Annotated in this window: 12 protein-coding genes; 7 read left to right on the forward strand and 5 right to left on the reverse strand. The window is 67.4% G+C overall.

Features of this window, described 5'->3' with window-relative positions; translation table 11 throughout:
- Window positions 1-244 precede the first annotated feature (244 nt).
- A complete protein-coding gene (locus AC56KZ_RS02335) occupies window positions 245-670 on the forward strand; it encodes a hypothetical protein (RefSeq protein WP_497160521.1) in 426 nt (141 codons plus the stop codon).
- A gap of 48 nt (window positions 671-718) precedes the next feature.
- Here AC56KZ_RS02335 and AC56KZ_RS02340 read toward each other — a convergent pair whose 3' ends face one another.
- A complete protein-coding gene (locus tag AC56KZ_RS02340; protein ID WP_497160522.1) occupies window positions 719-1,066 on the reverse strand; it encodes a hypothetical protein in 348 nt (115 codons plus the stop codon).
- Window positions 1,067-1,153: 87 nt separating this feature from the next.
- Here AC56KZ_RS02340 and AC56KZ_RS02345 point away from each other — a divergent pair, with 87 nt between their 5' ends.
- From AC56KZ_RS02345 to AC56KZ_RS02355, 3 genes are all read left to right on the forward strand, one after another.
- Complete coding sequence (locus AC56KZ_RS02345) at window positions 1,154-1,588, forward strand: acyl-CoA thioesterase (RefSeq protein ID WP_497160523.1); 435 nt, start codon at window positions 1,154-1,156, stop codon at window positions 1,586-1,588.
- Window positions 1,589-1,710: 122 nt separating this feature from the next.
- Window positions 1,711-2,901 (forward strand): right-handed parallel beta-helix repeat-containing protein, encoded by a 1,191-nt coding sequence (locus AC56KZ_RS02350; protein WP_497160524.1) that lies wholly within the window; start codon window positions 1,711-1,713, stop codon window positions 2,899-2,901.
- Between the two features lie 208 nt (window positions 2,902-3,109).
- The gene (locus AC56KZ_RS02355; protein ID WP_497160525.1) at window positions 3,110-3,739 is read left to right on the forward strand and encodes a 1-acyl-sn-glycerol-3-phosphate acyltransferase; all 630 of its coding nucleotides are present in this window, start codon (window positions 3,110-3,112) and stop codon (window positions 3,737-3,739) included.
- 124 nt (window positions 3,740-3,863) lie between these two features.
- Here the strand turns inward: AC56KZ_RS02355 and AC56KZ_RS02360 are convergent, their stop codons facing one another.
- From AC56KZ_RS02360 to AC56KZ_RS02370, 3 genes are read right to left on the reverse strand one after another with little or no spacing between them, the layout of a single operon-like run.
- The gene (locus AC56KZ_RS02360; RefSeq protein ID WP_497160526.1) at window positions 3,864-4,409 is read right to left on the reverse strand and encodes a GNAT family N-acetyltransferase; all 546 of its coding nucleotides are present in this window, start codon (window positions 4,407-4,409) and stop codon (window positions 3,864-3,866) included.
- Between the two features lie 24 nt (window positions 4,410-4,433).
- Window positions 4,434-6,080 (reverse strand): SulP family inorganic anion transporter, encoded by a 1,647-nt coding sequence (locus AC56KZ_RS02365; protein WP_497160527.1) that lies wholly within the window; start codon window positions 6,078-6,080, stop codon window positions 4,434-4,436.
- A 3-nt stretch (window positions 6,081-6,083) separates the two neighbouring features.
- Complete coding sequence (locus tag AC56KZ_RS02370) at window positions 6,084-7,553, reverse strand: GGDEF domain-containing protein (RefSeq protein WP_497160528.1); 1,470 nt, start codon at window positions 7,551-7,553, stop codon at window positions 6,084-6,086.
- A gap of 220 nt (window positions 7,554-7,773) precedes the next feature.
- On the opposite strand from AC56KZ_RS02370, the gene AC56KZ_RS02375 reads away from it, so the two are divergent.
- Genes AC56KZ_RS02375 through AC56KZ_RS02385 form a run of 3 tightly spaced genes read left to right on the forward strand, consistent with a single transcriptional unit; the run spans window position 7,774 to window position 10,052 of the window.
- A complete protein-coding gene (locus tag AC56KZ_RS02375) occupies window positions 7,774-8,739 on the forward strand; it encodes an SDR family oxidoreductase (RefSeq protein WP_497160529.1) in 966 nt (321 codons plus the stop codon).
- Between the two features lie 23 nt (window positions 8,740-8,762).
- Window positions 8,763-9,815 carry a non-homologous end joining protein Ku gene (gene ku / locus AC56KZ_RS02380; protein ID WP_497160530.1) on the forward strand — a complete coding sequence of 351 codons (1,053 nt, stop codon included), beginning with the start codon at window positions 8,763-8,765 and terminating at the stop codon, window positions 9,813-9,815.
- 3 nt (window positions 9,816-9,818) lie between these two features.
- The gene (locus AC56KZ_RS02385) at window positions 9,819-10,052 is read left to right on the forward strand and encodes a hypothetical protein (RefSeq protein ID WP_497160531.1); all 234 of its coding nucleotides are present in this window, start codon (window positions 9,819-9,821) and stop codon (window positions 10,050-10,052) included.
- 259 nt (window positions 10,053-10,311) lie between these two features.
- On the opposite strand, the gene AC56KZ_RS02390 is transcribed toward AC56KZ_RS02385, so the two are convergent.
- A complete protein-coding gene (locus AC56KZ_RS02390; RefSeq protein ID WP_497160532.1) occupies window positions 10,312-11,337 on the reverse strand; it encodes a M23 family metallopeptidase in 1,026 nt (341 codons plus the stop codon).
- Window positions 11,338-11,662 lie beyond the last annotated feature (325 nt).

Consider the following 11,662-nt stretch of genomic DNA (forward strand, 5'->3'; position numbering starts at 1 on the left):
GTTGCGCATGACGGGCACGGCGCCGCCTTTCCGCAGGCGGCCGCTGACGCCGCTCGCGCTCACCCTGGGCCTGCATCTGCTGCTGGTGCTGGCCTGGATGAGCGGCGCCTCGCACGAGGTTCCGCGCGCGGCGCCAGAGACCGCATCGACCTTCGTGTTCGTCAGGGCCGCGACCGAGCTCCGGTCGAGGCCGGCGGCCAGTGCCGCTCCTCCTCGTTCTCCTCCTCTCCGGACGCGTGCCCGTTTGCCCGTCAGGTCGCAGGCGCCATTGCCGACGCCTGCGGCGACGCCGGCTTCGGAACCCCTGCAAGCGGCGCCGCCCGCCGAGGCGCTGGCGCCAGCCCTGCCCGGCGAGCTGCTGGCCACATCGAAACGCATGGCCGGGGGCATTGACCGCGAACTGCGCAAAGGCAGCAGTCCCATTACTGCCGAGCCGGAGCGCAAATGGGAGCGCTTCGCCGCAGCCTTCGCGGCCGCGCGGACAGGTATCTCGCGAGACACGATACTCGAAAGCCATACCGCGGCGGACGGGGTCACCATCTACCGCAAGACCGTCGGCGACCGGGTGGCCTGCTATCGCAGCGGCAGCGTCGGCGGCCTGGGGCCGGCGGACGGCCACTCGGCCGGGAAGACGTCCTGCCCGAGTGGCGCGAGCTGGACACGTCATTAATTGACCGGCGGGCTTGCCGCCACCTGCCCGACCAGCCGTCTGCACCGCCTATGGTTTTTTCCTCCTCGATTGATCAGCTGCACCCGCAGGCACGCACAAGTCCGCCACCCTGCGCCACGCCCCTTCCGCTGCGCAGCCCTCCGGCGGTGACTGCCGTAACAACTGGCCCAAGCCGAGCGGCGCCACATCGTTCACGCGTACGTCGCGCCCGATCGGCAGGCAGACGGCGTCATGCCATGCCGCAGCGTAGCCGCGCGGGGTCGGCAGCGGCCCGCGCAGGCGCAGGGCGGCGTCCTCGCATTCGGCCCGGTTGCGGTAGACGCCGCGCAGGCTGCTGCCCTCGAGCGTGACCTCGAGATGCCACTGCAGGTACAGCAAGAGCACGATCGTGAACATGCTTGTTTGAGCGGCGCACGGCTGATCCGGTTCCGCGAGCGGCTAGAATGGGAGTTTTGCCGGCCGTGCCGCCTGGAAGGACTCGAATTGACCTGGGATTATCAGCATCCTTTCACGCTCGCCCTCGCACCGGGCGCCGACGACATCGACGGCCTCCAGCACACGAACAATGCCGTCTACGTGCGCTGGTGCGAGCAGGCCGGCTGGGCCCATTCCGAGGCGCTCGGGCTGGGCATCGACGACTACCATCGCCTCGACCGCGCGATGGCGATCCGGCGCGGCGAATACGACTATCTGTTGCCGACCTCGCTGGGCGAAGCGCTGATCCTCGGGACCTGGCTGGCCGGCGGCGACGGCAAGCTGTCGCTGGAGCGCCGCTTCCAGCTGCTGCGCGTGAGCGATGGCGCGACCGTCCTGCGCGGGCGCTGGGAGCTGGTCTGCATCGGCGTCACGAGCGGCCGGCCGCGCCGCATGCCGCCCGAATTCATCGCGGCATATTGCCCGCAAGGCCTGCCCGAGTGAGCCATGCATGGGCCGCTGCGAGCCGCCTTGCGTCCGCTCAAAGGCAAACTTGAGCGATTGGGGCCGGGCACCTGGCGCGCCGGGGGACACTTGAATGGTGTCCGCCGTCCACGAGGAGCGCCATGTCCCGCCCAGTCGTCCGAACTCCAGCCCCCTCTGCAGATTTCTTCGCCAGGCTGCTCTTTGCAAGCATGTTCTGCACCGCCCTGCTCGCGCTGTGCGGCTGCCGCATGCGCGATGGCTCGTCCGAACAACTGGTGATCCCGGAGGTCGTGCGCACCAACCTGTACGTCGCCCCCGGCGGTTCCGACGCCAACCCCGGCACGCAGGCCGAGCCCTTCCGCACCATCAAACGCGCGGCCCAAGTGGTCACGCCCGGCACCACGGTGTATGTCGCCGCCGGCCAGTACACGGGGGGGTTTCGCACCACCGTCAGCGGCACCGTGGAAGCGCGCATCATTTTCCAGTCGATGGAGCGCTGGGGCGCAAAAATCGTTCCGCCACTCGACTCGAATACCACCAGCGCCTGGGACAACCGCGGCAGCCATGTCGACATCGTCGGCTTCGAGGTCGACGGCACCCACTACCAGAGCGGCAACAAATGGCTCAGCGGCATCTATAACGGCGGCTCGCACAACAGCATCCGCCAGAACCACGTGCACCATGTCGGCCTGGACGTTCCCTGCGAAAGCGGCGGCGGCTCCGGGATCGGGGTCGACAGCTATTACAAGGGCAAGCATGCCGAGGTCATCGGCAACAATGTGCACGACATCGGCCCGGCCGACTGCCGCTACCACCACGGCATCTATGTCAGCACGCAGGCCAGGGTGCGCAACAATGTCGTGTACCGGGTGTCGGGCGCCGGCATCCACCTGTGGCACGACGCGCACCGGGTCGACATCACGGGCAACACCGTGTCCACCTCGGGCTCGGGCATCGTCGTCGGCGGCGGCGACTTCTATTATTCGAAAGGACCGAACGACTACACCGTTGTGGCAAACAACATCGTGTTCGACAACAAGTACGGCGTCCTCGAGCAAGGCGCGACCGGCGACAACAACCGTTACGAACACAACCTCGTCTTCCAGAACGCGACCGCCGACTGGCGCCTGGCGCCCGGGCGCCAGCACGTCGGCACGATTGCGCAAGCGCCCGCCTTTGTCGAGTACAGCCGTACCGGCACTCCGGATTTCCGCCTGAGCGCCAGGTCCCCCGCGATCGGCAAGGGCGCCGCTCTCGCTCCCGAGCAGGACTTCCAGGGCAAGCCGCGTACCAAAGCCACCGGCTACGACATCGGCGCCTTCCAGCACTGACCGACTGCCCCCTGCCGCGCCGTCCCAACAACCGGGCACGGCGCGGTTGCAGCGCCGGCCGCCGCGCCACGGCGCATCCGCGCTACAACAAATCCGGCTTTTCCTCTTGTCCATGTTGCCGTGCCGCTATAAAATTCTCGGCTTTGTTTTTATACGCCAAGTTTTATTCCCCCACACCGCAGCCGGCGGCAAGCCAGACGGAGAAAACATGAGTCACCACCTGCTGCGCGCCGCGGCCTTGCCCACCCGCAGCCAGCGCACTGCCCTGCGCCTGCTCAACCTGTTCGGCTGGCAGCTGCGCTACAAGCCGCTGCCCGGCCCGCACGGCATCGCCGTGGTCTACCCGCACACCTCGAACTGGGACTTCCCCATCGGCCTGCTCGGCAAATGGGCGCTCGGCCTGCCCTTCCGCTGGCTGGCCAAGGATTCGCTGTTTCGCGGCCCGATGGGGGCGGTCATGCGCTACTGGGGCGGCGTCGCCGTCGACCGCCGCGCGCCGATGGGGGCCACCCGCATGCTGGCCGAGCGCATGCTCGGCGAAAAATGGTTCTGGGTGGCGATTACGCCGGAAGGTACGCGCGGCTACCGGCCGCATTGGAAGAGCGGCTTCTACCACCTGGCGGCGGAGGCGAAGGTGCCGCTGCTGCTGATCGCGCTCGACTACGCGGCCAAGGAACTGAGCCTGGTCGACATCGTCCACCTGAGCGGCGACCAGGACGCCGACATGGCCGCGATCGCCGCCCTGTACCAGGGCAAGCAGGCGCTTTATCCCGAGCACGCGGCCCCGATCCGCCTGGCGCCGCCGCATTCCGGTCCTGACCGCCGCAAGCAGGCCTGAGCGGCTTAGAGCGCCTAACAAAACCTCCATAGCTGCGTTGCAGCTCCTCCCCGTACAGTCGTACTGTCTTCGTCGCCGCGCCGGGTGGCCGTATCCCTTGCTCTGACGGTTTTGTTAGACGCTCTTATTCGCCCGCTGCGCCCTGCCCTTCGCGCAGGAACAGGGTCTTGTACCAGATCGCGGTGGCGCGCCAGGCGCCGCCCGGCGTTGCGCAGTATTCCGGCAGTTCACCGACCCGGGTGTAGCCAAGCCGGGCGTACAGGGCCTCGGCGTTCGATCCGGCTTCGGTGTCGAGGAAGAGCAGGCCGCGCCGCAGCGCCAGCGCCTGCACTTCGGCAGCCGCCATCAGGGCCGTGCCCACCCCCAGGCGCCGCGCGCCGCTGTGCACCAGCAGCTTCTGCACCTCGGCCCGGTTGACGCCGTTCGGCTTGGTGCACAGGTCGAGCTGCACCGTGCCGACCATCACCTGCTCGTGCCAGCCGGCCAGCAGGATGCGGGTGCCGGCCGCGACCGCATCTGCCGCGTGGCGCCAGTAGGCGTCGACCGTCGCCTCGTCGAGCGGCATCAGGAAGCCGACCGATGCGCCGTGGGCGACGGCGTCCAGCAAGAGCGTGCGCAAGCGCGGCGCGTTGGCGGCAACGCCGGCGGCGTCGAGCATCCGAATCTGCATGTGGTTCTCCTGGTTGCAGGGACTTCAGGTTCGGGCCAGGCGGTCCCAGGCCATGGCCGTACTCAAAAATATGTCTCCGTCCAGCGCAGCGAGCAGCTCGCTGCGCTTGAGGCGGTCCATCACCGGCCCCTTGACCTCGGCCAGGTGCAGCGTCACCGCGCGCGCCGCCAGCATCGCGTTCAGTTCGGTCAGCGCGAACAGCGCCGAGGTGTCGATCGCGTTCACGGCCGACAGCACCAGCACCAGGTGGCGCGTGTCGGGGCGGGCGGCCAGTTCGTCCTCGATGCGCTCGTTGACCGCCTCGACGTTGCCGAAGAACAGGCCGGCATCGACCCTCAGCAGCAGCAGGCCCGGCGCGGTATCGGCCGAATAGCGCTCGACATTGCGGAAGTGTTCACTGCCGGGAATGCGGCCCAGCACCGCGATATGGGGCCGGCTGGCGCGCCAGATCAGGGCGCCCATCGAGAGCGCGACGCCGATCACGACGCCCGCCTCGACACCCAGCACCAGCACGCCGCCGGCGGTGGCACCCAGGGCGGCCGCGTCGGCGCGGTCATAGCGCCAGCTGGTGCGCAAGGTCACGGTTTCGAACATGCCGAGCACGGCGACGATGATGGTGGCCGCCAGCGCCGGCAGCGGCAGGAGGGCCAGCCAGCCGGTCGGCGCCCACAAGGCCAGCGCCAGCAGGCCGGCGGCGATCAGGCTGGCGAGCTGGGAGTTGGCGCCGGCCGCGAAATTGACCGCCGAGCGCGACATGCTGCCGGTGACGGGAAAGCCGCCGGTCAGTGCGCTGCCGATGTTGGCGGCGCCCAGGCCGATCAGTTCGTAATTGCTGCGCAGCTTTTCGGCCCGTTTCAGGGCCAGCGTCTGCGCGCCCGACATACTGATCAGGAATACCATGAAGCCGATCAGCAGCGCCGGCTGCAGCAGCGCCTGCCAGTGGCCGCCCGACACGGCCAGGTTCAGGCCCGGCAGCCCGGCCGGCACCGTGCCCACCGTCCGTACGCCCAGCGCCTCGAGGTCCAGCAGCGGCACCAGGGCGGTTGCGCCCAGCACCACGAACATCGGCGCCAGCTTGGCCCCGATCCCGGCGGCGCGCGGCGACAGGCCGGCGCCGCGCAGGCCGCGCGCCAGCCAGCGTTTCGCCAGCAGCAGGAAGGCCAGCGCGCCCAGGCCGAGGATGCTGCCCGCCGGGTGCGGGCCGAAAGGCAGCTGCGCCCAGGGCGTGCCCAGCAGAACCGGCACCTGGCCCAGGGCGATCACGATCGCCGAGCCCATCGTGAAGCCGCTCATCACCGGGCGCGAAAAGAAATTGGCGATGAAGCCGAGGCGCAGCAGGCCGCAGACCAGCAGCACGGCGCCCGACAGCAGGGCCAGCTGAGCCGCCAGCACCGTGTACAGCGCGCCGCCGGCCAGCGCCAGCGGCGCCAGGCTCGAAGCCGTCATCAGCGAGATGATCGCCATCGGCCCCACCGACTGGGTGCTGCTGGTACCGAAAAGCGCGTACAGCACCGGCGGCACGATGCTCGCGTACAGCCCGACCACCGGCGGCAGGCCCGCCACCAGGGCGTAAGCCATGCCTTGCGGGATCATCATCATCGCCACCACCAGCCCGGCGCTGATGTCGCCAGGCAGCATGGCGCGCCGGTACTGCTTTACCCAATGCAGCATTGATTACAGCATCGCCAATTCAACGCAATTGCGACCCGCGCGCTTGGCGCGTGCCAGTGCGGCGTTGGCGCGCACGGTCAGCGAGTCGGCGCTTTCCTGCTCGCCGAGCTGGGCCACGCCGAGGCTGATGGTGACCCGGTCGACGCCGGGCATCTCGGTCGCTTCGATTGCCGTGCGCAGCTTTTCGGCCATCTTCAGGCCGTCGATCGCGCTCGTGTGCGGGGCGATCACCTGGAATTCTTCGCCGCCCGTGCGCACCAGCACATCGCTGGCGCGCACCAGTTTTTGCGCGGCTTCGGCGACGGCGCGCAGCACCATGTCGCCGACCGGATGACCGTAACGGTCGTTGACCATCCGGAAGCGGTCGATGTCGAAGGCGATCAGCGCCAGCGGCACGCTGTAGCGGCGCGCGCGCTTGATCTCCGTGTCCAGCAGCTCTTCGCCGTGACGGCGGTTCGCGACCGCGGTGAGGGCGTCGACCGTCGACAAATGGGTCACGCGCGCCAGCATCGCTTCGCTTTCGCGGTTCATGTCGGCCAGGCGCAGGCCGCCCGCCGCCAGCTCGGCCACTTCGGCCAGGCCATCGAGCTCGATGCGCGAAAAGCTGCGCGCAGCACGGAAGGACAGGCACAGCGAACCGCGCGGCGCGCCCGGCCCGTCCGGCGGAATCGGCAAACCGAGCACCATCCCGATGCCATGCTCGCGCAGCGCCTCGGCCAGTAGCGGCTCGCCCGATTTTTCAGGATCGTCGAGCAAGGCGACCGCATTCGCGCTGGCCGCCAGCAGCCCCGGGAAGGCGTGGCGCAGCGGCGACTGCAGCAGGCGCTCGCCGCGGCCCAGCAAGCGCGCCAGGTTCAGGCCGCGCTCGCCGGCTTGCGCCTGCAGGCGCAGGTCGCCGCCCGGCTGCAGGTTGAACAGCGCGGCATGCACCACGCCCGGCCAGGCGCACAGGGCGCGGGACAGGCGCTCGGCCATGGGATCGAGTTCCTCGCCGCCGCCGATCGCTTCGCGCGCCTGGACACGCAGGGCATCCATACCAGCCTGCTCGCGTTCGCGCGGGGACAAGGGCGCCACCGGCGTAATGCCTGCCAGCAGGCGCGCCGCCACCGCTTCCTGCAAGGCGCCGTCGGGCAAGGGAGCGATTGCGTACTCGACCGGCCCGCAGGCCATCAGCGGCGCCAGCCAGCGGGCGTTCGAGAACGGGCACAGCACGAAGGTCGGCTGCCCTGCCCGCGCCGCCACCAGCGCCGCCAGGCCGGCATGGTCGAGCTCGGGGTCGAAGCGCTCGAGATCGATCACGAGCAGGTCGACCGGACCCTGCCCCAGCAGTTCGAGCGCGGCCTCGGCGCCATCGGCCAGCCGCAGGCTGCCGAACTGCGCGCCGCACAGGGCCTCGAACTCGGCGCGGCGACCGGCTGCCGGGTTGACGAACAACCCGGCGTGGGTGCCTGGCGGCGGGGCCTGCTGGGGCATGGTGCTCTCCTTGACGTGCAGTTGGGTGAAAGGGTTAAAAGCGCTGCCGATTTTGACACACTTACCCCGCCCCGAACAGGCGCAGCGCCCATCCAGTGCAGACGAATTGGTAACTGACTAGCAACTGAGTAGCGCGCTGTGTGTGTAAGCGCACCGTCGCCGGGCTTGCCGCGTCCGATACTGGTCCGATCTCGAACCCATGCAAAGTGAAGGAAGTGCGATGGCCAACCAGGACGATGTCGCCAACGACCAGAAGGCGATCCAGAACCGCCAGGACCAGATCGATGCCGGCAAGAAGGAGCAGCCGGAAGGAAAGCCGGTCCAGATCGGCGCCGGGCAGCCGGTGCCGCCGATGCCGGCGCAGCACCTCGCCAAGCCCGGCATCGAAGCGCAGATGGAGGTCAAGCCGCGCTTCATGGCCGAAAGCTACAAGGGCAGCGGCAAGCTCGAAGGCCAGGTCGCGATCGTCACCGGCGGCGACTCCGGCATCGGCCGCGCCGTCGCGGTGCTGTTCGCGCGCGAAGGCGCCGACGTCGCCGTGCTGTACCTGAACGAAGACGAAGACGCCGCGGAGACCCGGCGCGTGATCGAAGCCGAAGGCCGGCGCTGCATCACCATCGCCGGCGACGTCAAGGACATGGCCTTTTGCCAGCAGGCGGTCGACAAGGTCGTTGCCGAATGGGGCCGCCTGGACGTGCTGGTGAATAACGCCGCCTTCCAGATGCATGCCGAATCGCTGCTCGACATTACCGAAGAGCGCTTCGACGAAACCATGCGCACGAATATCTACGGTTACTTCTTCATGGCGAAAGCGGCCCTGCCCCACCTCAAGCGCGGCGCCGCCATCATCAATACCGGCTCGGTGACGGGCCTCAAGGGCTCGAAGATGCTGCTCGACTATTCGTCGACCAAGGGCGCGATCCACGCCTTTACCATGTCGCTGGCGGCGAACCTGCTCGACAAGGGCATTCGCGTCAATTGCGTGGCCCCGGGCCCGGTCTGGACGCCGCTCAATCCGGCCGACCAGTCGCCCGACAAGATCGTCCATTTCGGCGAGAGCACGACCTACGGCCGTGCGGCGCAGCCGGAAGAACTGTCGCCGGCCTATGTGTTCCTGGCCTCGAACGCGTGTTCGAGCTACATCACGGGCATTGTGCTGCCGGTCACCGGCAGCGTCGGCGAATAAGAATAGAACAAGGAGAATCGGCCATGGCACGCAGCATGTGGAAAGGTGCGATCAGCTTCGGGCTGGTGCACATCCCGGTCGAAATGTACGCCGCGGTCAGCAACAACGGGCTCGACCTGAACATGCTCGACCGCCGCGACTTTTCGCCGATCGGCTTCAAGCGCTACAACAAGAACACCCAGAAGGAAGTCGGCTGGGACGACATCATCAAGGGTTACGAGTATGCCGAGGGCGAATACGTCGTGCTCTCGGACGAAGACCTGCGCCGCGCCAACCCGGAATCGACCCAGACGATCGACATCCTCGCCTTTGTCGACGCCGCCGACGTGCCCCTGATTTACTACGACCAGCCCTATTACCTGGCTCCCGGCAAGGGCGGCGACAAGGTCTATGCGCTGCTGCGCGACGTATTGAAGCGGGTCGGCAAGATCGGCATCGCCCACGTTGTCATCCGCGTCAAGCAGCACCTGGCGGCCCTGGTCTGCGTCGGCGATGTGATCGTGATGAACACTCTGCGCTATGCCGACGAGATCCGCGACCCGGGCGACCTGAAGATCCCCGCCAAGGACGCGAAAAGCGCCGCCGTCACCGACAAGGAACTGAAAATGGCGATGGCCCTGGTCCAGGGCATGAGCGAGGACTGGGCGCCGGAGCAGTACCACGACACCTACCGCGAAGACGTGATGGCCCTGATCGAAAAGAAGATCAAGGCCAAGGAAACCAAGACCATCACCATGCCGGACCCGGACGAAAAACCGGCCAAGGCGACCAATGTGATCGACCTAGTGGCCCTGCTCCAGGCCAGCCTCGGCAAGAAGCCGGGCAAGGCCGCGCAGGCCGACGAGGACGAGGACGACGACGAACCGCCGCCGCCGAAGCGCGCGCCCAAGCCCGCCGCCGCAGCTGCGGACGACGACGCGCCGGCCCCGCGAGCACGCAAGGCAGCCGTGCGCGAGACCGAGGAAGTGGCGGCCAGCGCCAAGCCGAAACGCGTGGCGGCCAAATCGGCCAAAGCGGCGCCGGCAGCCAAGGCGGTCGCCAAGGCGCAGCCGGTGCGCCGCAAGAAGGCGGCCTGACGGATGGAAGGATTTCTCGACTTCCTGCAATGGCCCGCAATGGCCGTCAGCCTGTACGCCGCCTTCATGGTGGGCTCGAAAAAACCCGGCAAGCGCATCTTCGGCTTCTGGATGTTCATCGTCAGCAACATCATGTGGATCGTCTGGGGCTTCCATGACGAAGCCTGGGCCCTGATCTCGCTGCAGGTGGCGCTGATGGCGATGAACGTGCGTGGTATCTTCAAGAACGAATCTTGATTGCGAGGCCTGCGTCACGCCCGCCAGGACGGCGGACGCGGTGCAGGCCATTTAAAACAGCGGCATTGGCTGCTCAATAACGGAGGTAAGTATGCGTAAGATGATCATGATGGCGATTGCCGGCTTTATCTGGAAAAAAATCCAGGCACGGATGTTCACCAGCGGCCATGTGCAGAAGGCGCCGACCCGCCGCTTTTAACAGGGCGCCAACCGGTTCACGCAGTAGACGGGACGTGCTTCGGCGCGTCCCGTCGTGCTTTCAGGGTGCAGCGACATCGATCACGATGTCCCCGATCGGATACTCCCTGCGCACCCTTTTGCGCGCGCCGCCGGCCTCCTTCGTGCTGTACTCCTCCAGCACGAAAGGCAGGGACTCGCTGTCGAGGATATCGGGCGCAGTCGTCAGCTGAAAGTGCAGGTGGGGCCAGCGAGCGTCGCCGGAATTGCCGATCCGGCCCAGCACCTGGCCCTGGCGGACGCGCTGGCCGGTCTTTACCTTGACGCTACCCGGCTGCAGGTGGGAATACGATGCGAAGTGTCCCTTGCCCAAATCGATCACGATCGTGTTCCCGGCAACCGATGCCATCGTGACAGGTACTGCCGGCGCAAAGCCGGCGGCAGTGCGCGGAACATTGTCCGGAAGGCCGTCCCGCGCATCGACGACGACACCGTCTGCAACGGCGACCACGTTTTCGCCATACGCAAAATAGGAGCGCACATCGCGCGCGTCACCAGCGAATTGCTGGCCGTTTTTCCATTTCTTCCAGTCGATGGCGTAGCGCCGTGCAATTTGCGCTCTTCCTTCGGTAACGATCAGGCCCATGCGGTGATGCGACTCCAGGCTGGGTCCATTTCCCGCGGTCCATCCGGCCCCGGCAATCGGCGCTGCAAGCACGCGCGGCGCTGCCCGGCTCACCGATAATGCAGGACCGATCGCAAGCGCACCGTTGACCTGCATCCGGTGATGCAGGGTGTCGGGAAGCGCAAGGTCCTGGTCGAAAACGAGGCAAAGAAAGGCGACGGCGCTATTTCCGGCCGCGAGATGACCGTCGAGCTTGTCCTGGCCGACAGCCACCAGGCGCGCGGCAAGTTCCGGACCGGAAAAGCGGGCCAGCAGCCGGCCGGCCTGGGCGGGGCCGGCGAGCACGTCGAGGCTTTGCAAGACCATCGCTTCATGCGCGAAATTACGCAGGTGTAACTCGTAAAAGAGATACTGCAGGCCACCGGACGGCAGCGCGGTCGGCGCCACCGGTGTTCGCATTTCAAGCTGGACCGGCGGGAACATCGGCGCTGGCCGTGCAAGCAGCGCACCCTCGGCCGGCAACTGGCCAGCCATCGTACACCCGGCCGGCAGTGCCCCCTGGCCGGCTGGCGCCGTCCCCGCCATCCCCGCACCGAGCACAAGGAGAGCGACTCCTGCGTACCGCTTCGCCAAACCACCTGCCATTGATGACCACCTGCCTCGACAAAAGAAGCGGCAATTTTAACCCAGGCATTTGTCAAAAGGGCATCGTCGGCAGGAATGGCGCCGACTTAGAGCGTCTAACAAAACCTTCAGAGCAAGGCGCGGCGACGAAGACAGTACGACTGTACGGCGAGGAGCTGCAACG

It is taken from the genome of Telluria sp. LT2P34 (assembly GCF_059685915.1).